This window comes from Paenibacillus sp. OV219, from assembly GCF_900110075.1.
Classification (GTDB): Bacteria; Bacillota; Bacilli; order Paenibacillales; family Paenibacillaceae; genus Paenibacillus_Z.
In genome coordinates, this window is sequence record NZ_FOCJ01000001.1 from 371,737 (window position 1) to 395,385 (window position 23,649).

General features: G+C 51.2%; 23 protein-coding genes and 1 tRNA gene. 20 read left to right on the forward strand and 4 right to left on the reverse strand.

Annotated elements, in window-relative coordinates:
• The first annotated feature begins 92 nt into the window (after positions 1-92).
• The 13 genes from BMY11_RS01525 to BMY11_RS01585 all read left to right on the forward strand — a co-directional run bounded on the left by BMY11_RS01525 (position 93) and on the right by BMY11_RS01585 (position 14,786).
• Positions 93-1,034 (forward strand): phosphate ABC transporter substrate-binding protein, encoded by a 942-nt coding sequence (locus tag BMY11_RS01525; RefSeq protein WP_090572708.1) that lies wholly within the window; start codon positions 93-95, stop codon positions 1,032-1,034.
• A gap of 109 nt (positions 1,035-1,143) precedes the next feature.
• Entirely contained in the window at positions 1,144-2,082 is a 939-nt protein-coding gene (gene pstC / locus BMY11_RS01530; RefSeq protein ID WP_090572709.1) for a phosphate ABC transporter permease subunit PstC, read from the forward strand.
• Positions 2,079-2,966 carry a phosphate ABC transporter permease PstA gene (pstA, locus tag BMY11_RS01535; RefSeq protein WP_090572710.1) on the forward strand — a complete coding sequence of 296 codons (888 nt, stop codon included), beginning with the start codon at positions 2,079-2,081 and terminating at the stop codon, positions 2,964-2,966. Before pstC ends, pstA begins: the two co-directional genes overlap by 4 nt.
• A 16-nt stretch (positions 2,967-2,982) precedes the next feature.
• The gene (pstB, locus tag BMY11_RS01540) at positions 2,983-3,744 is read left to right on the forward strand and encodes a phosphate ABC transporter ATP-binding protein PstB (RefSeq protein ID WP_090572711.1); all 762 of its coding nucleotides are present in this window, start codon (positions 2,983-2,985) and stop codon (positions 3,742-3,744) included.
• A 157-nt stretch (positions 3,745-3,901) separates the two neighbouring features.
• Positions 3,902-4,924 carry a CBS domain-containing protein gene (locus tag BMY11_RS01545; RefSeq protein WP_090572712.1) on the forward strand — a complete coding sequence of 341 codons (1,023 nt, stop codon included), beginning with the start codon at positions 3,902-3,904 and terminating at the stop codon, positions 4,922-4,924.
• Positions 4,925-5,022: 98 nt separating this feature from the next.
• Positions 5,023-5,454: a nucleotidyl cyclase domain-containing protein gene (locus tag BMY11_RS01550; protein ID WP_143069190.1), complete on the forward strand. Its 432-nt coding sequence runs from the start codon at positions 5,023-5,025 to the stop codon at positions 5,452-5,454.
• A gap of 1 nt (position 5,455) precedes the next feature.
• Positions 5,456-6,625, forward strand: a complete 1,170-nt coding sequence (locus tag BMY11_RS01555) for an EAL domain-containing protein (RefSeq protein ID WP_177182456.1) — start codon at positions 5,456-5,458, stop codon at positions 6,623-6,625.
• A 126-nt stretch (positions 6,626-6,751) separates the two neighbouring features.
• Positions 6,752-9,412 carry a DNA polymerase I gene (polA, locus tag BMY11_RS01560; RefSeq protein WP_090572715.1) on the forward strand — a complete coding sequence of 887 codons (2,661 nt, stop codon included), beginning with the start codon at positions 6,752-6,754 and terminating at the stop codon, positions 9,410-9,412.
• A 133-nt stretch (positions 9,413-9,545) separates the two neighbouring features.
• Positions 9,546-11,687: an ADP-ribosylglycohydrolase family protein gene (locus tag BMY11_RS01565; protein WP_090572716.1), complete on the forward strand. Its 2,142-nt coding sequence runs from the start codon at positions 9,546-9,548 to the stop codon at positions 11,685-11,687.
• Between the two features lie 156 nt (positions 11,688-11,843).
• Positions 11,844-12,716 (forward strand): DNA-formamidopyrimidine glycosylase, encoded by an 873-nt coding sequence (gene mutM, locus BMY11_RS01570; protein WP_090572717.1) that lies wholly within the window; start codon positions 11,844-11,846, stop codon positions 12,714-12,716.
• Positions 12,717-12,813: 97 nt separating this feature from the next.
• Entirely contained in the window at positions 12,814-13,536 is a 723-nt protein-coding gene (locus tag BMY11_RS01575; protein WP_090572718.1) for an MntP/YtaF family protein, read from the forward strand.
• Positions 13,537-13,602: 66 nt separating this feature from the next.
• Positions 13,603-14,199: a dephospho-CoA kinase gene (coaE, locus tag BMY11_RS01580; protein ID WP_090572719.1), complete on the forward strand. Its 597-nt coding sequence runs from the start codon at positions 13,603-13,605 to the stop codon at positions 14,197-14,199.
• Positions 14,196-14,786: a lytic transglycosylase domain-containing protein gene (locus BMY11_RS01585; RefSeq protein WP_090572720.1), complete on the forward strand. Its 591-nt coding sequence runs from the start codon at positions 14,196-14,198 to the stop codon at positions 14,784-14,786. The genes coaE and BMY11_RS01585 overlap by 4 nt, the downstream gene beginning before the upstream one ends.
• A gap of 84 nt (positions 14,787-14,870) precedes the next feature.
• Here BMY11_RS01585 and BMY11_RS01590 read toward each other — a convergent pair whose 3' ends face one another.
• Positions 14,871-15,080, reverse strand: coding sequence for an alpha/beta-type small acid-soluble spore protein (locus tag BMY11_RS01590; RefSeq protein ID WP_090572721.1), 210 nt, complete (start codon positions 15,078-15,080; stop codon positions 14,871-14,873).
• A gap of 133 nt (positions 15,081-15,213) precedes the next feature.
• On the opposite strand from BMY11_RS01590, the gene nrdR reads away from it, so the two are divergent.
• Positions 15,214-15,678 (forward strand): transcriptional regulator NrdR, encoded by a 465-nt coding sequence (gene nrdR, locus BMY11_RS01595; protein ID WP_090572722.1) that lies wholly within the window; start codon positions 15,214-15,216, stop codon positions 15,676-15,678.
• A gap of 203 nt (positions 15,679-15,881) precedes the next feature.
• A complete protein-coding gene (locus BMY11_RS01600; RefSeq protein ID WP_090573483.1) occupies positions 15,882-16,901 on the forward strand; it encodes a glycoside hydrolase family 130 protein in 1,020 nt (339 codons plus the stop codon).
• A gap of 721 nt (positions 16,902-17,622) precedes the next feature.
• On the opposite strand, the gene BMY11_RS01605 is transcribed toward BMY11_RS01600, so the two are convergent.
• The 3 genes from BMY11_RS01605 to BMY11_RS01615 all read right to left on the reverse strand — a co-directional run bounded on the left by BMY11_RS01605 (position 17,623) and on the right by BMY11_RS01615 (position 19,814).
• The gene (locus tag BMY11_RS01605; protein ID WP_090572723.1) at positions 17,623-18,279 is read right to left on the reverse strand and encodes a transcriptional regulator; all 657 of its coding nucleotides are present in this window, start codon (positions 18,277-18,279) and stop codon (positions 17,623-17,625) included.
• Positions 18,280-18,464: 185 nt separating this feature from the next.
• Positions 18,465-19,172, reverse strand: a complete 708-nt coding sequence (locus tag BMY11_RS01610) for a histidine phosphatase family protein (protein WP_090572724.1) — start codon at positions 19,170-19,172, stop codon at positions 18,465-18,467.
• Between the two features lie 99 nt (positions 19,173-19,271).
• The gene (locus BMY11_RS01615) at positions 19,272-19,814 is read right to left on the reverse strand and encodes a pyridoxamine 5'-phosphate oxidase family protein (protein ID WP_090572725.1); all 543 of its coding nucleotides are present in this window, start codon (positions 19,812-19,814) and stop codon (positions 19,272-19,274) included.
• Positions 19,815-19,934: 120 nt separating this feature from the next.
• Here BMY11_RS01615 and BMY11_RS01620 point away from each other — a divergent pair, with 120 nt between their 5' ends.
• The 5 genes from BMY11_RS01620 (at position 19,935) to BMY11_RS01640 (ending at position 23,484) form a co-directional block, all read left to right on the forward strand.
• Entirely contained in the window at positions 19,935-21,338 is a 1,404-nt protein-coding gene (locus BMY11_RS01620; RefSeq protein WP_090572726.1) for a MocR-like pyridoxine biosynthesis transcription factor PdxR, read from the forward strand.
• Between the two features lie 93 nt (positions 21,339-21,431).
• Positions 21,432-21,504 (forward strand) — tRNA-Ala (locus BMY11_RS01625).
• A gap of 154 nt (positions 21,505-21,658) precedes the next feature.
• Entirely contained in the window at positions 21,659-22,249 is a 591-nt protein-coding gene (locus BMY11_RS01630) for a TetR/AcrR family transcriptional regulator (RefSeq protein WP_090572727.1), read from the forward strand.
• Between the two features lie 135 nt (positions 22,250-22,384).
• Positions 22,385-22,786 carry a DUF6220 domain-containing protein gene (locus BMY11_RS01635; protein WP_090572728.1) on the forward strand — a complete coding sequence of 134 codons (402 nt, stop codon included), beginning with the start codon at positions 22,385-22,387 and terminating at the stop codon, positions 22,784-22,786.
• Positions 22,783-23,484: an NAD(P)-dependent oxidoreductase gene (locus BMY11_RS01640; RefSeq protein WP_090572729.1), complete on the forward strand. Its 702-nt coding sequence runs from the start codon at positions 22,783-22,785 to the stop codon at positions 23,482-23,484. Before BMY11_RS01635 ends, BMY11_RS01640 begins: the two co-directional genes overlap by 4 nt.
• Positions 23,485-23,649: the final 165 nt, after the last annotated feature.

A 23,649-nucleotide genomic window follows, 5' to 3' on the forward strand; every position in this document is an offset into this window, starting at 1 on the left:
AACACTTCGAAAATACCACATTAATACGCCGCCCTTACAATAAGTCTTGTAAACAAATAAACCGCCTGGGAGCGGAAGGAGAAACTAACGAAATGAAAAAGGTATTACTCGTTGTTGTAGCACTGATGTTGACGATCGGACTTGCGGCTTGCGGCTCCAAAAATGAGAGCACTAACGGCAATTCACAAAATAGCAATGCAGAGAACACAGCAAACGCAGGCGGAGACGCTCTAAGCGGATCGCTTCTGGCAGCAGGCTCCACAGCGCTTCAACCACTCGTTGAGCAAGTTTCGAAGAAATTCATGGAAGACGCGAAATACGCAGACGTCACCGTTCAAGTTCAAGGCGGCGGCAGTGGTACTGGCCTGACGCAAGTATCCGCAGGTCAAGCAGACCTCGGTAACTCCGATATTTTCGCTGAAGAGAAATTCGTTGATGCAGATGCAGATAAAGCAAAAGAATTGGTTGACCATCAAGTAGCAGTCGTTGCAATGGCAACAGTTGTTAACAAAGAGATTTCCATCGACAACCTGACTAAACAACAATTGGTTGACATCTTCACAGGTAAAGTAACGAACTGGAAAGACGTTGGCGGCAAAGATCAAAAAATTACAATCGTTAACCGTCCAAGCAGCTCCGGTACTCGCAAAACGTTCGAGAAATTCGCGCTTGGCACGAAATCGGAAGACATTCAAGGTTCGATCCAAGAAGATTCGTCCGGTACGGTTAAGAAGCTTGTTGCAGAAACACCAGGCGCGATCGGTTACCTAGCACTTTCCTACATTGATGACACTGTAAAAACAGTGAAATACGAAGGCGTAGAAGCAAAGGAAGAGAACATCGTATCCGGCAACTATCCAGTATGGGCTTACGAGCATGTATACACAAAAGGCGAGCCTAACGCAGTAGCAAAAGCATTCATTGACTACCTAATGAGCGACGAAATTCAAAACAGCGACGTAGTAGAGCTTGGCTACCTCCCAGTTGGCAAAATGCAAGTAAAACGCGATGCAGCTGGCAACATCACAAAATAACACAAAATAATAAGTAACGCAGGAGGGATGAGCAAGAGTGATCCGCCTCTTGCTTCCTCTGGTGTTTAACCAAGGAACATAGAAATGCTTGTAGAAGGAGAGAAAATCCATGGAGCGGCCCGCTGCTACTGAAAAACAATATGTGCAACCTGTAAAATCAACAAGAGCTTTCGTTAAACCGCATTTGGTTGAAGAATGGGTAGGTAAGGTGTACACGGCGCTATGTATTCTTGTGCTTGTCGTGACAATCGGAGCTATCGTATATTTCGTCTCTTCCCGCGGTTTGACTACGTTTGTTAGTGATGGCGTCAGCCTCAGCGGGCTTCTCAGTGGATTGAAATGGGATCCTGAAGGCGACATTCCGCTATATGGCGCTTTGCCGTTCATCTTCGGCTCATTCAGCACTTCTCTGCTTGCGGCTTTGATTGCAGCTCCGCTCGGCGTATGCGCGGCGGTGTTTATGACACAAATTATGCCCGGTCTTGGCAAACGTATTCTGCAGCCGGTCATTGAATTGCTTGCAGGTATTCCATCTGTTGTATTCGGATTTGTTGGACTGAGCCTAGTCGTTCCGGCACTCCGCGCGATTTTCCCAGGTCAGGGGATCGGTATTGCGGCAGGGGCAATCGTATTGTCGCTGATGATTCTTCCTACAATTACGACAATTGCTACGGATGCACTTTCCGGCTTGTCCGCAGGTCTTAAGGAAGCCTCCTTCGCACTTGGCGCAACGCGCTGGCAGACGATTTACCGCATTGTCATTCCGACGACATTGCCTTCGCTTCTGACAGGCGTTGTACTCGGTATGTCCCGTGCATTCGGTGAAGCACTCGCCGTTCAGATGGTTATTGGTAACTCGCCGCACATCCCGCACTCGCTGTTCGAGTCGGCATCGACGCTGACTAGCGTGATTACGCTTGATATGGGCAACACGGTTATGGGCTCTGCGCATAACAATGCACTTTGGTCCTTGGCACTCATTCTACTCGCAATGACATTCGTGTTCGTATTCGTAGTTCGCTTCCTTGAAAGGAGAAGAAATCGATGAGCGCAAAAACGGCAGATCGTATCGCAACCGGGGTCATTTACGCTGTATCCGCACTCATCGTATTGATTCTTGCGAGCTTGCTCGGGTATATCTTGTTCCGTGGCATTGGCCATATCAGCTGGCACTTCTTAACTTCCGCACCGCAGACGATCAAAGCTGGCGGCGGTATCGGACCACAATTGTTCAACTCGTTGTTCTTGCTCGTGCTTACACTAATCATTACAATTCCGCTCGGCCTTGGCGCCGGCATCTATATGAGCGAATATGCGAAAGCAGGGCGTCTAACGGACTCGATCCGCTTGATCGTTGAAGTGCTCTCGTCGTTTCCTTCCATCGTTATCGGTTTGTTCGGTTTGCTTGTTATCGTCAACTTGTTTGGCATTGGCTTCTCGTTATTCTCGGGCGCACTGGCGCTCACCGTATTCAACCTACCTCTGATGGTTCGTATTACAGAGCAAGCTCTGAAGAGCGTTCCGCGTGAGCAGAAGGAAGCAAGCCTCGCGCTTGGCCTCTCCCGCTGGAAGACGATCACTTCGGTTATGCTGCCGATCGCAACACCTGCAATTGTAACAGGGACGATTCTTGCAGCGGGCCGTGTATTCGGTGAAGCAGCAGCGCTGTTATTCACAGCCGGCATGAGCTCTCCGCGACTTGATTTTACAAACTGGAATCCGCTTGACGCACGCTCTCCAATCAACCCGTTCCGACCGGCTGAGACACTGGCCGTGCATATCTGGAAGATCAACAGCGAAGGACTTGCACCGGATGCTGCGCAAATTGCAGCTGGCGCGTCGGCGGTTCTGATCCTTATGGTACTGATTTTCAACTTCTCGGCCAGATGGTTTGGAAGATACCTGCACCGTAAATTTACAGCGACCAAATAGGGGAGAGTGACAATCTGTGCATACACATGGCGGTTTATCTGCAAAAAATTTGCGTGTCTTCTATGGCGAGAAGGAAGCAATTAAAGGAGTGTCGCTTGATTTCGCTCCTCGTGAGGTCACGGCGCTCATCGGTCCTTCCGGCTGTGGTAAATCCACGTTTCTACGCAGCTTGAACCGGATGAACGATACGATTGACAATGCAAGTGTTACTGGGGAAATTTGGATTGATGGCCAGAACATTAACGAGCCAGGCGTCGACGTCGTGCTGCTTCGTCAGAAGATCGGCATGGTATGGCAGCGCCCGAATCCTTTTCATAAATCCATTTACGAGAATATCGCTTTCGGTCCCCGCTATCATGGCATCAAGGACAAGAAGCATCTTGACCATATCGTAGAAGACTGCCTCCGCAAAGCCGCGCTGTGGGACGAGACGAAGGACCGTCTGCACAATTCCGCACTGGCGCTGTCCGGTGGCCAGCAGCAGCGTCTCTGTATTGCGCGTTCTATCGCGGTTAAGCCGCAGATTATACTGATGGATGAACCGGCCTCCGCGCTTGATCCGGTATCAACAGCGAAGGTAGAGGAGCTTATCTCCGAGCTCAAGCAGGAGTACACCATTGTCATCGTTACGCACAACATGCATCAAGCTGCGCGCGTTTCTGACAAGACGGCGTTCTTCTATATGGGTAAAGTCGTCGAGTATGACAAGACCGACAAAATCTTCACGAACCCGTCAGAGAAGGCGACGGACGATTATATTTCCGGCCGTTTCGGCTGAATAATGGATCCGAATGCTGCTTATACGATAAGCGGCGCGGATCTTTTTATTTTTACATGAATTTAACAGTCTTTCACGTTCCCATCACATACATGTCCTACAATAGTAATGTTTGGAAGCGCCTACTATATGACTGGATACCTAAAGAGGGATGCAAGTGGACGAAATCGGATATGGGCTATTAGACCGCACGATGATTCAGCACCTTCGGGAAAGGTCGGGCAGCGGAGGCATCGGGATCATCATCGCACATGTATCCGCAGCAATGCCTTTGCCGGTCCAAGACGCGATGTCAGAATGGGTCATGCAGCAGCGAGGACTCATATGGCGGTATAGGATGGAGAACGATTATTTCTTCTTCTTGCAGCGCGTTGGCAAGTCGGAAGAGAAGCTGGACAAGCTGCTGCGTAGTGCTATCGACTCCCTTCAGAGCAAGCTGCTCCGTGGTTATGAAAGATTCGAGGCGAATAGCAGCGGCACGGGCAGCAAAATCATCATTGGCTTCGCGGCAGCAGTTCCATCAGCGACGGGGCGATCTGCGGAAGCGACAATCTACAAAGGAATTAGAGAAGCTGTACTTTCGATGTTAAAACAGCAACTGCAGCAAGTGCAAAGCGCGGCGATGGAACAAGCTGCGGTGGCATTGGAGCAGAGTGCGCCTTCCAGCGGAAGCCGGGAGATGGAACATCAGGAATGGAGTTGGGGAAGCGGGGCCAGAGGATTGCCTGCTGACTCGCCGGCGCCATTCTTAATCGGAGCGCTCGCGAAGCCGATTCCAACGTTCTCCCCGGCCTCGCTCGTGTCGGATCTAGCCCGTATGTTCGAGATCAACACGCTTGTGCAGGGAGCGGTAATCGCAAGTGAAGGCAAACCGCTAGGGCTCGTCATGAAGGAGAATATGAATCAGCTGCTTGCTGGACAGTTCGGATTGCCGCTTTATTGGAACCGCTCGATTACAAGAATGATGGATGAAGAAGCGCTCGTTGTCGATGCGAACCTGACCGTTGAGCAGGTTGCGCAGCAGGCGATGGCGCGTGATATTTCAAGGCTTTACCATGTCATCCTTCGTCGATACGCCGCTGCATCTCTCGTTGAATGGTCGCATTGCCGGGCAATCCGGTCAGCGGATTCGCTGTTCTCGCTTCCTCGGTGCGAAGCTGTGTCATACATTCCAGAATAGAACGAATGGATGCGGCGCCAATCAGCTTCTCATGCCGTGTAAGGCAAGCCATTCTCGATCATCTATGGCGATTTGGATTATTTCAAATGGTATAACGATTGCTACGGCTTCAGCAAGGAGATGAGCTGATTCGGTTTCTTGCTACTGTGATGGAGGACGTGACTCGACTTGCGGGGGAGCAGCATGATTTTGTCGGCCATATTGGCGGAGATGACTTCATCGTACTGTCGGAGACGGATGATCCTCCAATCAAGCTGTGCAAATATATGATTGCGCGTTTTGACGGGGGAGTTGGGGCCTATCATCAAGGCGCGAAGGCCAGCACAGCGGTTATGGACCGAAGCGGGAAGACGGTGGAGCAAGACGGCGTTACGTTATCGTTATCACTGCTGTGCTGGGATGGAGAGCATAAGGTGACGCCAGCGATGATCTCGCAGGCAGCTGCCAGATTGAAGAAACAGGCGAAGGCGGTGAGCGGCAGTGCCTATGTTGCAGCCGGAATACCTGAGAGCATCCGAGAGAGGGAATAATGTGATAGTAACAAATAAAGAGCAAATGGGGATCATCTATTTCGCATGGCACGGCAAGGCTCAGGAGCAAATGGAAATTAGCGGCAGGCTGAAGGCGGAATGGAAGCCGTTCGCCGAGCAGGTGCTGCAGGAGCAGAAGCCGGAAGGGCTAAGCGGATTATCGCGACTATGGCTGCGGGACGATCTGTTCGTCTGCATCAAGCTGCCTTATGTAGGGAGGGAACTGATGGAAGAACAGCTGCTCGAGCTTGGCAGTCAGATGAAACAGGATTGGGAGCAGCAGTTCGTTAATGCGGTATTCGGCGGCAATGTGCCTGAGCTTAGTCTTCATGCTGGCGTATCGATCCTCGACAATGGCATTCGTTCCGAGCAAGAACGGATGTACGAAGGCATCAAACAGGCTGTCATTCACGGCCAGTCGACGAGTGCGACAGAGCGCGGCCTGAAGCGGAGCACGCTGGATCAGATCTTGCAAGGTCGCCTCATTCAGCCAGTGTACCAGCCGATTATCTCGCTGCAGTGCGGGACCGGTGCGGCCTATGGCTATGAGGCGCTTACGAGGGTGCCGACGCAGCGATGGTTTGACGGACCGCTGCCGTTGTTTGATTTTGCCGCGGAAGAAGGTCTTACATACTCCGTTGATCGGCTTGCCCGGGAACGGGCGATCGAATGCAGCACAGGATTATCGAGCGGTCAGAAGCTGTTCATTAATATTACGGCGCAGATTATGCAGGATCCGACCTTTACGCCGGGACAGACGCTCTTGCTGCTCGAGCAATATGGGCTGTCGCCGCATCATGTCGTATTCGAAATTACGGAACGGAGCTCGATTGAGGATTTCGCCTCGGCGAAGAAGCTGCTCGAGCATTATCGCAGTCAAGGCTATGAAATCGCGATTGATGATGCGGGAGCGGGTTACTCGTCCTTGCAATCCATCGTTGAACTGAAGCCAGACTACATCAAGATCGACCGGTCGCTTATTAGCGGCATCCATCAAGATGAGATGAAAGGCCATCTCGTTCATACCTTCACAGAGCTAGCGGCACAGATGAACATTTCGCTCGTCGCAGAGGGCATCGAAGAGGAAGAGGAGCTTACGTTTGTGAAGGCGCTTGGCGTGCAATATGCGCAGGGCTATCTGCTTGGACGGCCAAGACCGACGATCTGTTAAATGAAGGATAATTGAACAAGCTTTTTCACTTGAACGCAGGGCTTTCCTCGCGTCTTTGGTGGGAAAGCTTGTTTGCTTTATGCTATGATAATCAGTAGGAAAAATAAGGTGAGGTGTGCCACTCAAATGGCTAAATGGATATTGATCGACGGCAACAGTATCATTTATCGGGCATTCTTCGCTCTGCCGCAGCTGACCAATTCGGCGGGGATGCATACGAATGCTGTGTACGGCTTTACCACGATGCTGCTAAAGCTCATTGAAGATGAGAAACCAACGCATATGCTTGTCGCGTTCGATGCTGGGAAGATTACATTCCGTCACGAAGGCTATGCCGAGTATAAAGGTGGACGTCAGAAGACGCCTCCGGAGCTGTCTGAGCAGTTCCCGGTCTTGAAGGAGCTCTTGAAGTCCTTCGGCATCGCCCAGTATGAGCTGCCAGGTTATGAGGCTGACGATATTATCGGAACGCTCAGCCGGATTGCGGATGAAGGCGGTATAGAGACGGTCGTCGTCTCTGGGGATAAAGATATGCTGCAGCTCGCTTCCGACAATGTTACGATTGCGCTCACTCGTAAAGGGATCACCGATGTGGAGCGCTATAATCCCATTGAAATTAACGAGCGCTATGGCCTGACGCCGCTGCAGATTATTGACCTGAAAGGGCTCATGGGCGATACGTCCGATAATATTCCGGGTATCCCAGGCGTTGGGGAGAAGACGGCGCTGAAGCTGCTGCACGAGTACGGCAGCGTCGAAGGCGTCATTGCAGGCGTGAATGAGCTGAAGGGCAAGATGAAGGAGAAGGTCGAGGAGCATCAGGAAAGCGCAGTGATGAGCAAGAAGCTCGCGACGATCTACCGTGAAGTGCCGCTTGAGCATCAATCGGACGAGCTTGCTTACAGCGGCTATGACGATGCGGCGCTCGGCGATGCGTTCCGCAAGCTGGAATTCAAGTCGCTCATCGAACGTCTTGGCTTGTCTGATGCAGGAGGCGCGTCGGATGTGCCTTCAGCAGAGGTGACATATGAAGTCGTCTCGCTGAGCGACATGACATCCTCGGCGGCAGTGTCTGAGCTGCTCGCTTCTTCGGAGAGCATCTATATTGAAGCGGTTGGTGACAATCCGCATCAAGCGCGATTGATTGGTATTGCGGTGGCAAACGGCGACCGTATCTTGACGCTGACTTATGACGAGCTCATGGATTCGAATCTGTCCAAGCCGGTTCGCGCTTGGCTTGAGGATGCGGACGCGCCGAAGAAAGGCTATGATCTGCACAAAGCGGAGCTGACCTTGTGGTGGATCGGTATTGAGCTGCGCGGAGTGGCGCTTGACTCGATGCTTGCTGCATATTTGCTCGACCCGACCGATACGAGCTTAACGCTTGCTGCGCTAATTTCGCGCTACAAGCTTGCTACTATTCAGTCGGACGAAGCGGTATATGGCAAGGGAGCGAAGTTCCAAGTGCCGGGTAGAGACGTGCTTGCCGCGCATTTGGCTGCGAAGGCGGACGCTGTTCGAAGACTTGTTCCGGTTCTGACGGAGGAGCTGGAGAAGGGCCATATGAGCAAGCTGTGCTACGAGCTTGAGCAGCCGCTTGCGGTTGTGCTTGCAGGCATGGAGAAGCAGGGCATTAAGGTGAATCCTGCTGTGCTCGAAGATCTCGGCGCAGAGCTGGAACGGAATATTTCGCAGTATATGAGCGATATCTACACGCATGCTGGCATGGAGTTCAACATTAACTCGCCCAAACAGCTGGGCGAGGTACTGTTCGAGAAGCTTGGCTTGCCGTCGTGGAAGAAGACGAAGACTGGCTATTCCACCGACGCAGAAGTATTGGAGAAGCTGGCGCCGTACCATGAGATCGTCGGCTTGATTCTGCACTACCGCCAGCTGGCAAAGCTGCAATCCACGTATGTGGAAGGGCTGCTCAAGGAGATTCGCCGCGATACGGGCAAAGTGCATACGTATTACCGGCAGACGATTGCTGCGACTGGCCGTCTGTCGAGCCAATTCCCGAACCTGCAGAACATTCCGATTCGTCTCGAGGAAGGCCGCCGTATCCGTAAAGCATTCGTGCCGTCGGAGCCGGGCTGGACAATTCTCGCAGCCGACTATTCGCAGATCGAGCTACGCGTCCTTGCGGAGATCTCGGGTGATGCGAATATGAAGGAAGCGTTCATTACAGATATCGACATTCATACGAAGACGGCGATGGATGTGTTCGGCGTAACGGCTGATCAGGTGGATTCGAACATGCGCCGCCAAGCGAAAGCGGTCAACTTCGGTATCGTCTACGGCATTAGCGATTTCGGACTCTCGAACAACTTGAACATTACGCGGGATGAGGCGGCAAGGTTCAAGGAGCAATATTTTGCCGCGTTCCAAGGGGTTCGGACTTACATGGACAATATCGTCGTGCAGGCGCGGGAGAACGGCTACGTGACGACGCTCTTGGATCGCCGCCGCTACTTGCCGGATATCCACGCGTCCAACTTCAATATTCGTTCGTTCGCAGAGCGGACGGCGATGAATACGCCGATTCAAGGTACAGCTGCGGATATCATTAAGCTGGCTATGGTGAACATGGACAAGGAACTCCGCGCGCGCGACCTGCGCAGCCGGATGCTGCTGCAAGTACACGATGAGCTCGTCTTCGAAGTTCCGCAAGAGGAATTGGAACTGATGAAGACACTCGTACCTGAAGTGATGGCAAGTGCGCTGAAGATTGGTGTGCCGCTACGAGCGGATGTCAGCTACGGCGGCAACTGGTATGAAGCAAAGTAATTTGCGAATAAATTGGAGAGGCTGCCACGGCAGCCTCTTTCTATTACAGGAATTACCTTGATAAAAACGAGTAATCCACCTATAATTATGCCAAATGTGTAACCGCTTACTTAAGATCAAGGAGGATTATGAAATGACACAGACAACGATACCTAACGATTATATGCAGCGGGTATATGCCGGCTGGCTAGGCAAAGTCATTGGCGTGCGCCATGGCGGCAATATTGAGCAGTGGTCGTATGACCGGATTGCAAGAACATTTGGAGAAATTACAGGCTACTTGCATACATTCAAAAACTTCGCGGCAGACGATGATACGAACGGCCCGATGTTCTTCCTGCGAGCGCTAGAAGATTACACGCATACGAGCGACATTACGGCAGAGCAGATGGGCCTCACTTGGCTTAACTATGCGCCGGACGGTCATAGCTTCTTCTGGTGGGGCGGCTATGGCAAGTCGACGGAGCATACGGCGTACCAGAACTTGAAGAACGGCATTATGGCGCCGCGTTCCGGCTCGATCGAGCAGAACGGCGCAGCTGTCGCCGAGCAGATTGGCGGACAAATCTTCATCGACGTCTGGGGACTCATCAATCCAGGAAATCCGAAGCTCGCTGCCGAGTACGCGGAGAAGATCGCAAGCGTATCCCATGATGGCAACGGCAAATACGGCGGTATGTTTATTGCGGCGTGTATTGCTGCTGCTTTCGTTCAGCGGGATATTAGGAGCATTTTGCAAGAGGGCTTGGAGGTCATCCCGGCAGACTGTGAGTTTACGCGCATGACGCAGGCTGTCATGGATTATCATGCCGAGCAGCCGGACGATTGGCGTGATGCTTTCTTCTATGTTAGAGAGAACTTCGGCTACCAACTATACCCTGGCGAATGCCATATTATCCCGAACGCGGCCGTTATCGTGCTATCGCTTCTCTATGGCGGCGGAGATTTCTCCCGTGCGATTAACATCTGTAACATGTGCGGCTATGATACGGACTGCAACGTTGCGAATGTCGGCACGATTATGGGCGTCATGAACGGACTGGACGGCATTGATGCATCCTGGCGCAAGCCGATTAACGATTTCCTCTGCTGCTCTAGCGTCATCGGAACGCTCAATATGCTTGATATTCCGTGGTGCGCGTCTTATATCGCAAGCTTCGGCTACAAGATCGCAGGTGTTGAACCGCCAGTGGAATGGGCTTCAGTGCTGAATGGTGAAAGTCCGCGTTTCCACTTTGAATATCCAGGCTCCACGCATGCTTTCCGTACCGATTCGGACCCAAGCGGGGCACACGTAACGAGCTTCGTCGAAAATACGACAGAGGCAGTGGCGAGCGGCAGCCGTGCACTTAAAGTGTTGTTCGATCGCGCGACATGCGGCTATGGTTATCGAGCGTATTATAAGACCTATTATCGTCCGGATGACTTCAACGACAGTCGGTACGATCCAAGCTTCTCGCCACAGCTCTATCCGGGGCAGATGATTAGCGCTCAAGTGATGGTACCTGACTTTGTGAGAGCAGGCATTCGGGCGCGCTTGTATGTACGCGACGGTAATGCTGATGTGCGCCATTACGGTGAAACGGTCGAATTAGTTCGAGGCGAATGGACTTCGCTTACGTTCGAGCTGCCATACATGGATAATGTGTGCATTGAGGAAGCCGGAATCGAGTGGATCCCGTCTGAGGGCTGGAACGATAATTTGGTTGCTTATGTCGACCATATGCACTTCTCGGGCACGCCGCAATATGCGGTGAACTTCCGGCATGAACGGACAGAGCGCTGGCACGGGCTTCATCTTCCAGTAAGCCAGTTCACGAGCCTTCGCGGACTATGGGCGCTTGAAGGCGGTGAGCTCTCAGGAAGCTACAGCGGTGAACCGGCGGAATGCTACACAGGTGATCTTTCGTGGCAGGACTATGTTTACGAAGCGGTCGTGCATCCCATTGCAGGCAGTCATCATAACATCCAGTTCCGCGTCCAAGGCGGCATCCGATCTTATGCTGTCGGTCTCGCACCTGGCGATAAGGTCAGTTTGTACAAAAATGCGCACGGCTATAAAGAGCTCGCTTCCGCACAATTCGCTTGGTCGCTGAACACCGATTATACGATTAAAGTGGCTGCGATCCAGAACCGCTTCCTCGTCTACATCGACGGGAATATGGTGCTCCAAGTGGAAGATACGGATGCGCCGTATTTAAACGGGCAAATCGGTTTCTCGAATATGGCGGGCAGCCATACGCATTACAAGCAATTTGAGGTGCGAGGTCAATAATAACGTTCCAGCTATAATAGCTCTCGTCGCATCTTGCGGCGAGGGCTTTTTTGCATACACCTCTAACTGAACCCCGCGAGTCCTTATTGCTAGGAGTTTTAGCCGCGCTGAGGTATAATGGTGGTTGAGCTTTTTGGCAGGGAGGGGAATTAGGTAATGCCGGAATTACCTGAAGTTGAAACCGTACGGCGTACGCTGAACGAACTTGTTGCAGGCAAACGGATCGAACGGGTTACTGTTACGCTTCCGCGAATAATACAAAAGCCGCACGAACCGGAAGTATTCGCTGCTGCGCTTGCGGGCCACACGATTCAATCCGTGGAACGAAGGGGTAAGTTTCTAAGGATAATACTGAATGGCCTTGTGCTCGTGTCGCATCTGCGCATGGAAGGCCGTTATGGTGTATATAAGCAAGATGAAGCGGTTGAGCTACACACGCATGTCAGGTTCCATTTCGTCGACGGCACAGAGCTGCGCTATAAAGACGTGCGCCAGTTCGGAACGATGCACCTGTTCGCGCCGGGAGAGGACCTGACGTTGCCGCCGCTCAATAAGCTCGGCATTGAGCCGCTTGATGAAGCGTTCACGCTGCAAGCATTCAAGAAAGAAGTCGCGCATCGCACGACGAAGATTAAGCCGCTGCTCTTGAATCAAGAATATATTGTTGGGCTTGGCAATATCTACGTCGATGAAGCGCTGTTCACATCCGGCATTCACCCGGAGCGGACGGCAAATTCACTTAAGGCTGCGGAATGGAGCCGCCTGTATGAGGCAATCCGGGCAACGCTTAGCCGCGCAGTCGATGCGGGCGGCTCCTCGATCAAGTCCTATGTTAACGGTCAAGGGGAAATGGGCATGTTCCAGCATGAACTGCTCATCTACGGGCGGGAGAAGGAATTATGCCGCAGCTGCGGCGGTCCAATCATTAAGACGGTTGTTGGCGGGCGAGGCACACATATTTGTCTACGCTGTCAGCCTTTGCCGAAGCTAAGAACGAGAGCGAAGCAAGTGGGGCAAAGCGCCAAATAAGGCACGACTTGAGGCGGCGCGCATATGATGTACCATTCATGTTCTAGGCGAATGCACAGAAACCTGTGCGTCACGTCATCATGGGAGGGACATCAAATTGCTTGTACATGCCGCATCATTGCTGCTGCTAGCTTTTGCCGTAAGCTTGGATGGATTTGGCGTTGGAGTTACGTATGGCTTGCGACGCATTCGGATTCCACTCTTCTCGATTGTCATTATCGCGTTCTGCTCGGGTCTAGTCGTCTGGCTGTCTATGCAAATCGGTTCGATCTTAACAGGTTATATGTCGCCGGTTATAGCAAAATGGATCGGTGCACTTCTGCTGATGTGTATCGGCGTCTGGGCACTCATTCAATATTGGCAGCGTCGAAAGGCCGGAGAGAACGGCGCGAATGAGGATGCTGCTGATCGGGCAGCGTCGCAAGTGAGCGGCATCGCCGTCACTGGGGTGGAACCCGCGGCAGGCGAGCTTGCTGCATCGGCTATTGTCAATCTCGAGCTCAAGCGGCTTGGTATCGTCATTCAGATTTTGCGTACACCGCAAGTGGCTGACGTGGATCGTTCTGGGACGATCTCGGCTTCGGAAGCGATTCTGCTTGGCTTCGCACTGTCGCTCGACAGCTTCGGCGCGGGGCTTGGCGCTGCGATGGTTGGTTTCAACCCGCTGCTGACCGCCTTTGTCATCTGTACCGCCAGCGCCGTATTTTTGCTTGCAGGCATGAGGCTCGGATTCCGCTTCGCCGGATGGCGCGGCATGCAGACGTTATCGGTATTGCCTGGCATTATGCTCATTGTGATGGGCTTTTTGCGGCTTATGTAGAATAGAATGTTATTGAATGTGAAAGCAAGCAAGTGTATAGGCTTATTCTAATATGAGGTGAATGGATTGAAACTCGGATTAACAGGCGGCATCGCTTGTGGCAAAAGCACAGTCAGCGCGATGCTTCTCGCGCGCGGCGCCAAGCTTGTTGATGCAGACCAGGTCGCTCGGGAAGTAGTGCTTCCCGGCGAGCCTGCGCTATTAGCAATTGCTTCTGAATTCGGACAAGCTGTCTTGAATGCAGACGGCACAATGAACCGTGCGGAGGTCGGCAGGCTTGTGTTTGGAAACCCGGAACGGCTCAGCAAGCTGGAGTTGATTCTGCATCCTGCAATTCGGAAGAGAATGTGGGACAGAATAGAGGCATATGAACTGGAAGATCCGAATCAGCTGATCGTCGCGGATATCCCTTTGTTGTTCGAAACAGGGCAAGATGCGATGTACGATGCGGTGATGGTCGTCTATGTGCCGCAGCGCATTCAGCTTGAACGGCTGATGCAGCGGAATCAGCTTACAGAGGAGCAGGCTTCTCAGCGAGTCGCGCTGCAGTTAGATATTGATGAAAAGAAGCGCAGGGCTACATACGTCATCGACAACAGCGGATCGCTGGCAGAGACGGAGCAGCAGGTTGAACGATTTTGGCGTGAGCAGGGATTGCCATGAACAAGATAAAACGAAGAAACAAATTACGTCGCAGAGTGGTCCTCATCCTCGTTATTGCATTTCTAACTTTATTATTCGTACGCTCTGAATGGATGAGCCATTGGATGTACCCGGTGAAATACCGTACGGATATTGTTGTTAGCGCGACCAATTACAAGCTCGAACCGCATCTCGTCGCTGCCATTATCCGCGTTGAGACGAACTATAAGCCAGGCGTCGTATCCAAAAAAGGGGCGATTGGCGTCATGCAGCTTATGCCGGATACAGCCAAATGGATTATCGAGCGCGGCGGGTTTACGAATGTTACGCTAGAAGCGATTTCGAACCAGCCTGATATCGGAATTGAGATGGGCTCGTGGTACTTGAGTGCGCTGTATAATCAGTTTGACGGCAATATGTATACGGCAATTGCTGCTTATAATGCCGGACCCGGCACGGTGAACCGCTGGCTAAAAGCCGGAACTTGGGACGGGAAGCTGGATACGGTAGATCAGGTGCCATACGGAGAAACAAGGCACTATGTACAGCGAGTCATTTATTATTATAATAAGTACAAGGACCTATATCCGGATTTGCTCGTCGAGTAACATCGTGGGTTTCGGTATCATGAAAAAAACTTTGGCCGGCTGCCTACCGGCAACCAGCCAAAGCCTGTTGATTAAGCCTTCAGATTATCGACCTGCTAGAGATTGCTCTGCAATTTGCACCAGTTTGCGGGTAATGCTACCACCGATGGAACCGGCATCTTTTGTTGTGATGTTGCCATAGTATCCATCTTGCGGAAGAGAAATGCCCAGCTCTTGTGCGACCTCATATTTCATTTGGTCTAGTGCAGCGCTAGCTTGTGGTACAACTAGTTGGTTGCTGTTTCCGTTAGCCACTGTCGTTCACCTCCTCGCGGTTGGTAACTGTATTATGTGCGGAATGCTTTTTTTAATAACAGGTAACGGTTGGTAAACGATTGCTGAAGAGATTTGGCGTTCACTTTGACATGAAGACGGAGGATATAAACCGATGAAATGCCCGTACTGCGACTATGCTGGGACAAAAGTGCTTGATTCCAGACCCGCTAACGAAAATAAATCGATTCGCCGCCGCCGTGAGTGCGAGAAATGCACAAGGCGGTTCACGACGTTCGAGATGGTGGAGGAAACGCCGCTGATCGTCATTAAGAAAGACGGCAGCCGTGAAGAGTTCAGCCGCGATAAGATACTGCGCGGACTTATTCGTGCCTGCGAGAAGCGTCCGGTCTCGATTGATCAGCTTGAAATCATTGTGTCTGAAGCGGAGAAAGAATTGCGTACGACGGCGCTTGCCGAAGTGGAGAGCCGCGAAATCGGCGAGCTCGTCATGTCACAGCTGCATCCAGTCGACGAAGTCGCTTATGTCAGATTCGCCTCCGTCTATCGCCAGTTCAAGGACATCGACATGTTTATGAAAGAGCTGAGCAATTTGCTTTCGAAGAACCCGATGGAGTAACCGAGAGTGAATAAAATAGTAAGGAAAGCCTACTGCCGCTGGTTTGTTTAGCGGTTAGTGGGTTTTTTATGTTTGGATTTCTGTTTGTGTTTGAATTGCTGTGGAAATGCGGTGTTCATCATTTTGGTAGCGTGATATAGTGGGATGAATGTTCTGTTTCTATCCGAATCATTCTGAAACCAACACGAAAGGCTGATGTAATGATGAAAATTACACGATGCGAAGCGAATCCAATTGTGACGCCGGGCTTGTACGATTGGCGTAAGGCCACGGTGTTTAACCCGGCAGTTATTATTGATAACGATAAATTTTATATGATTGAACGCACAGCAGGCAGTCTTGATCCGTTCCAATGCTTCTTCGGCTTACTTGAGAGCGAGAATGGTGTGAATTTCAAGCATGTGCTGGATAAGCCGGTTATTCATCCTGAGCAGCTTGGCTTCCCGCATGGCAGCATTCAAGATCCACGCCTGGTGAAATTCGACGATACGTTCTATTTGAATTATGCGCTGCGTCCTTGTTCAATGAGTTATTACCCAACAGGCGTCGGTATTCCGAACAACTCGCGTCCGTCATTTCCGGATGGCTGGGGCGAGGAGGAGGTTCACTGGCGGACGCGTTCGTCTATTGCAACGTCGAAGGATTTAATCAATTGGGAGTTCCTCTGCGATACGACTCCGCTTGATATTAATGACCGCGACAATATCTTATTCCCTGAGAAGATTGGCGGCAAATATGCGCTGCTCCGCCGTCCGGAGGAGTATATCGGAGAAGCATACGGCACAGAGAAGCCGGCGATGTGGATCTCGTACTCGGAGGACTTGATCACTTGGGAAGATCCGATTCTGTTTGCGACGGTGGAGCAGGAGTGGGAGTTCAAGAAGATCGGCGGATCGACACCTCCAATCAAGACCGACAAAGGCTGGCTCGTGCTATATCACGGCGTAGGCCCAGACCATATTTACCGCGTCGGCGCGATGCTGCTCGATCTGGAGCAGCCAGAGAAAGTTATCGCTCGTGCACCGGGCTTCGTCATGGAGCCGGAGACGTATTACGAGAAGTTCGGGTTGTTCATCCCGAATGTCGTATTCCCTACAGCGAATGTCGTGAAGGACGGCTTGCTGTACATCTACTACGGCGCGACTGACACGGCGATCTGCCTCGCGACTGTGCCTCTGGATGATCTGGTGGAGTATGTGATTACGGAGAGCGAGAAGCGATAGTTGGATAGATGGAAAAAACACACCTGGGGGCAGGTGTGTTTTTGTTATTAGCTACACGGTATGTGCGCGCACTCACCAACTAACTCGCGATCTAGTCCGCCGCAAACCCACGAACACCGCTCACTTACACGGCATCGCGCAAACTCACCAACTAACTCGCGATCTAGTTCGCCGCCAACCCATGAACACCGCTCATTTACACGGCATCGCGCACACTCACCAACTAACTCGGCTTGGCCCTAACCATTTCGTGTTAACGAATGCCCTCAACCATCTCGGGCTTAACGAATCGTACAGCCCTTATTTACCCGATTTCGGCTGTTCTAATCCGCTAACGAATTCAGGACACGTTATTGCCCCAATTTCCCTCCCAAAATGGCTCAATTGGGCGGAATAACGCTTCCTGAGTTCGTTAGAAAATCAAACCCGTCCAACTTGCTCGTATAACGCTTCCTGAGTTCGTTAGAGGAGGAACAGGGTATGGCATAGTAGAGTGGGGGAGGTTGTTGTGGCTCTTACAAACTCCGCCCAGCCGTCCCACCCCGGGCTAACGAATCGTATAGCGCTTATTTAGCCGATTTCGGATGTTCTACTCCGCTAACGAACTCAGGACACGCTATTGCCCCAATTTCCCTCCCAAGAAGGCTCAATTGCGTGGAGTAACGCTTCCTGAGTTCGTTAGAGCGGAGGAGCAGTGTTGTGGTGTTTAGTAACAAGCAAACTAAGTAATCCGTATCGCATACGTACGATACCGCAGCTTATCCCCGGCGACAACTAGCAGCTGATACTCGATCATTTTGTGCAACAGCCGCCGAGCATGTTGTTCAGTAATCCGCAGATGCGCAGCTAGCTCGGCAGGCGTGAATGGCCGCAGAAGGCGGCGCGCGAACCGCGCGGTTTCCGCTTCCTGCCAGCCCAAGTGCTGTGGCAGCTCTGTCGTGGTCACGAACTTCCCCATGAAAGAAAGCACAAGCTGCTGGCAGCGCTGAGTCTCTTCCGTTATCGAGAGGTAGGCGATCGGCAACAATAGCCAATCATCGAGTGCGAGCAAACTATGCCGCCAGCATAAGTCTTTGAACCTTCTTACATCGAGGTCCCTCGCATGAGGCCCGAAACCTTGTATCTCTATGCCGCCTTTCATCTCGCCGCCGGGCATATAAGCGAGGTCCACGTAGCGATAGCCGTTATTGAAATCTCTTACTTCCCATTCCGGATAGAGATGGTTGAAGTTGCGGACTACGGGGTACCAGATCATTCTTAGAAACTCACGTGTGCCATGGCCTAGACCTTTTTCAAGTAATTCGCGTCTTCGAGGGTTGCTCTCCTCCGATTTGTGGCTACTCAGCCATTCCTCATACGCATTTTCAAATAGAATCATCTTACTTTCACTCATCCTCTCATCATCAATAGCCGAGTAGACGCAAAAAAGCCGCCTTGCGTACAAAGGCACGATTAAGGTGCACCTTGCAGCAATGCGGCGTGTGCCTCACGACCAACGTGTATTTATTGTTCGTATAACGAAGGACTAGGCAAAAAGCATCTCCAATCATTTTTCCCCAATAGTTAGTCAATGTTATTCGCGAATAATCCGGCTGTGCTAGTCGGCAGCCCTGCCTTGTAAATATGGCCGATATCGCCAATGCCGTAACAGCGAGGCGCGGCAAAACCATGGTCGCGCTCTTCCATAACAATGGTTGTGACTGAGCTTGGGGCAATCCAAAAGCTGGACCAGACTAATGAAAGCGGCAATTCCAGCAGATGGGAGAGCCAAGCGAGGCCGAAGCCAAGATGACAGAAGATCGCAATCGTGTCCCGATTCGACTCCATAATTCGATAACGCCCGCCTTCGCGACGATAGCCGTTCCTTTCGAAGAATTGATCAGAATTGTCCTTGATGATCTGAAAATGATCGCGAAACTCCGGTTTGTTAAAGGGTGCGAGTTCATGCCAGTTATCTCGAGTAGGATATGGTCTATGTTCCCGAACCCAGGTGTGATCGCAGTTCCATGCTACTGTCGCCTCTCCGGAGGGATTTGTAATTTGCCAACCATCAAGCTCTGCAAGCCAAGGCAATATGGTAGGTTGTATCCCCGTTGCATCAGAAGTGTATTGCATCGTATGGAGTGCCCTGCCAAGTGGGGAGCTGTAGATTCGGTCAATTTTCGTACCCGCAAGCCGTTCTGCTAATGCCCCAGCTTCCAAGTGTCCGGGCGAAGTAATCGTGTTATTCGGGTAATCCGGTTCGGCATGTCGAATCAAATAGACTTTCATTTCTACCTCCTGCGGGTGGTTTGATTTTACAGGATTAGTATAAATGGCGCGTCATCAAGCCGCAATAGAATTACTCTCTTACATATATTCGAGTTTGATTTAGGTCGAGCTAATCGTTCTCCCCGGATAGAACATATGGTCAGGCTGCGCTTCATTTTCCTTAGCGGTGATAGAGGTAGTAACGAGCTTGAAAACAGCCGTCTTGCTTCCCATCGAGGACACATATCTCTCTAAGTGGCTCTGCGGCAGCGGCTTGTCGTAATAGCCAGGTACGTACTTGTTCAGCATCCCTTGCATGGCTTCCGTCGCTTCGACGATATCGGTCACTTTGAGAATCGTGCCATCAATAATGGTGCTCATGTAGGCGGTATCGGTGTGAGCGGGAATCGGCGATGTGATTGTCCCGTACTCTTCGCTGACGGTGAAGCAGGCTCGTGGATTTCGGTCGATCATCGTGATTTTGCGGCCTTCAGCTGCACCATGGAAGTAAATGGCACCTTCCCGCCAGTAATAATTAAGTGGTACGACATAGGGGATATCATCTGTGGTTAGGCCTAAAAATCCAATTTGGGCTTGCTCGAGAAAATGTTGGATGCGGGTTTGGTCGGTGCATGCGCGTTTAGCCAATCGTATTGGAAACATCGGTATCTCTCCTTCTGTTGCTGGTTGTGTCTGTCTTTGTTATAGTCATTTTAGTTGGAAATTGTCCCTGTCTGAAGTGACAGTTATACACAAAATTATGGGTACAGATGGTGAATGGATATGATTAGCTTAACCCCTAAACTTGAAAAAGAGAGCGAAAGCCCGCTGTACGACCAGCTCTATCGGTATATCCGTAAGCAAATCGAGGATGGCGCATTAGCCGTGAATGACCGCTTACCATCGATTCGTCAATTGTCCGCGCACTTATTGGTCAGCAAAAATACCATAGAGGCCGCTTATCAGCAGCTGCTATCAGAAGGTTATCTTCAGAGTCGCCCGAGGAGTGGGATCTTCGTGCTGCCGTTGGAGCAGTTGCCTGTTGCAAGCGTAAGGCAGATGAAAGAACAACCTTCCCAGGAAATAAGTGAGCAGGGGCGAGCGGGGACGATAGATTTTGAGTACGGGGACGTGGAATTGGAGCTTTTTCCGGTGAAGGTGTGGAAGAAGTGTTTGGCAGAAGCGATGGATGACCGATTGCATGAGGTCGTTGGCTACGGAGATCGGCAAGGCCACCTTGGGCTGCGTGAGGAGATTGCGAGGTATTTGTTCCAGTCACGGGGCGTTTCGTGCTCGGCTGATCAGATCTTCTTGAGTGCTGGAACTGCGCAGGCGATCAGCTTGCTGTGCCAGCTACTGCCGCTGACGGAGCGGATTGCGATGGAGGAACCCGGGTACAACGGGGCTAGAGCCGTGTTCGTGAACCACCTTAGAGAGATCGTTCCAATTCCGCTGGAGGAGGATGGTCTGTCGATTGAGGCGCTTCGGGGTAGTGGAGCAAATGTGGTCTATGTGACGCCTTCGCATCAGTTCCCGATTGGCATCGTAATGCCCGTTCAGAAGCGGGGGAAGCTGCTGCAGTGGGCATATGAGCAGGGCGGGTTTATTCTCGAAGATGATTATGACAGCGAGTTTCGCTATCAAGGTCAGCCAATCCCGGCACTCAAGGCGCTTGACCGTTCCGATCGTGTCATCTACTTGGGCACATTCTCGAAGTCATTTTTGCCAGGGGCGAGACTAAGTTATGTTGTTCTGCCAGAGTCGCTCGCGGATACATATAGGGAGGGGTTGCAAAATTATAGCCAATCCGTATCGACGCTGATCCAAACAGCGATGTATCTTTTTATGAGAGACGGCGGTTTCGAGCGGCATGTCCGCAAGATGCGGAAGCTTTACCAGACGAGGCACCGCACATTGCTTCGTGCGATCCATGATCAGCTCGAGAGCCGAGTCGGCGTTATTGGGCAAAAGTCTGGGATGCATCTTCTGCTTAACGTAATCGGACGCGACTGTGAGGAGCTTATCCAACTGGCAGCTCAGCGAGGCGTTCAGGTGTACTCGCCGATGAAGCACTGGACGAATCCGGCCGATTGTCCGAGATCGTATATCATGCTTGGTTTTGCCGGCTTGCAGGAGGAGCAGATTCGTGAAGGAGTGTCACGGCTTCGGCAGGCTTGGTTCGAGTAATGGAGCGGGTGAGAGGCGTGTTACTGTGAAAATAGTGCTTGTTCAGCCTGAGCGCCGCGTGCTATAATTCCCCTTGTGACACGCTATAATTACGGGGCCATAGCTCAGCTGGGAGAGCGCTTGCATGGCATGCAAGAGGTCAGGGGTTCGATCCCCCTTGGCTCCATATGAAATTTAACAGCCATCCTTCGGGGTGGCTGTATTTCATATGGGGCTCTACATCAGCCAGGAGGCAGTTGATCAATATTGACTTTGGTTGAGCACTCACTCATAATTTGTTGTAATGATAATGAAGATTATGACTAAAAGAGGTAGATCGTATGGAGCTCCGCAATAAAATTATGGATGCAGCTGAACAAGTCATCATTACAAACGGTTTGTCTAAATCGACCACGAAGGAAATCGCTCGAATCGCTGGATGTTCAGAAGGATCGTTGTACAATCATTTTAAAAGCAAGGAAGATCTGTTTATGCAGATCATGAAAAAGCATCTGCAAGGTTTTCTTGCGGTCCTGTTCCAGTTGAACGGAAATCGAGGCAAACAGCTCGTAAGGGAGAACCTGAATGAAGTGGCGCTTGCAGCGCTTGATTATTTTATACTGTCTATCTTTCTTACAGCATCGTTATTTACGGAGCCCAGTTTCCTAACTCGTCATCGGGAAGGGTTTCAAGAACGAAATGAAGGTCCTCATCGGGCTAACGAAATCGTAGCCGGGTATATTCGCGCCGAACAGAAACTCGGAAGAGTGAATGCTGATGTGAGCCCGCGCAGCGTTGCAGATTTGTTGCTTGGTGCATGTTTTCAGCATGCTTTTCATATGCAATTTTTAGGCGAGGTAGAGCCGGGTGAGACTAGAAAACAGTTTGTAGAGCAGCTATTGTCGACGATTATGCAAGGACTAGAGCCGTGAAGCTCAGGAATAATTCTTGACAATGAGAGGGAGGTTCCGATACGATGAGTGAGTGCGCACTCAGTACAATATAGCACTCTTTTTTAATCATCAATGAGTGTGCACTCACTCATATTGGGAAGGGATAGATTAACAATGACAAATCGAAATCAAACGGAGGCAAAAGTCCTGCCTATTCTTAAGTGGACGGCAATCTTTTTCGCTTTGGCAATACTAGCACAAGTATTTATCGCTGGAATGTCTTTATTTGTGGATTCGGCCGATTGGGTCGCACATAAGAACTTTGCCCGCGTATTTATCGTGTTTCCTGTTATTACGATCTTGCTATCATTCATCACTCGCTTACCAATCTCATATCGATTGAAGGGCATCCAGCAATTGGTGATGGTGGTCCTCATGTTCGTCACGGCTAATCTCTCGTCTAAGATCGGAATCCTTGGCGCGCTTCATCCGGTCATCGCATTGGGTATGTTTTGGAGCGCAACTTCACTTGCAAAACAGGCTGCAACAAGTCGCGCGAAGGGTGAAGCCAAATGAAAATCGTTATTTTTGGAGCAAATGGACCAACGGGTAGGCTATTGACGGAGCAAGCGTTAGCGGGAGGACATTCGGTGACCGCAATTACCCGTCATCCTGAGCAGTTTCCGATTGAACACGAGCAGCTTCGGGTGATGCAAGGTGACGTATATGACCTCGCGTCCGTAGAAAACGCGGTTGCAAGGCAGGATGCTGTCCTTTCGACCCTTGGCGTTCCATTCAGCCGTCAACCTATTCAAGTCTATTCGCAAGGCATCGATCATATTATCCAGGCCATGAACCGCTTCGGCGTTCGTCGTCTCGTCTGTGTAAGCTCAAGCGCAACCGAGCCTCATGCCGACCCTCAGGGAGGTTTCTTCTTTGAGAAAATCGTGCAGCCTGTCATCGTCAACACCATCGGGAAGACGTTGTATGAGGATATGCGACGAATGGAGAAGATGGTTAAAAATACGAATTTGGATTGGACGATCGTCAGGCCATCCGGTCTTTTCGAAACTTCCGAAGTAACACCGTATCAAATGGCAGAAAATCATATCAGAGGTAGATTCACATCCAGGGCAGATTTGGCGAATTGCATGCTTGGGCAGCTTTCAAGTGACAGATATCTTCAAAAAGTAGCGGCGGTGGCAACGGTTGCGGTGCAGCCAAGCATGCTTAAACTGATCATGCGAGAAGCGTTCCAGAGCAAGCACAAATAGTCATGAAAGAGGTCAGGGGTACGATTTCCCTTGGCTCCATACGAACAAAACAGCCATCCTTCGGGGTGGCTGTTTTTCGTATGGAGTCCATAAGGGGGCAGACCGCGCGGACGGTATGTCTCCAGGATTCCGACTTAGCGATTTTTTTCCGACAGTCATAGATTG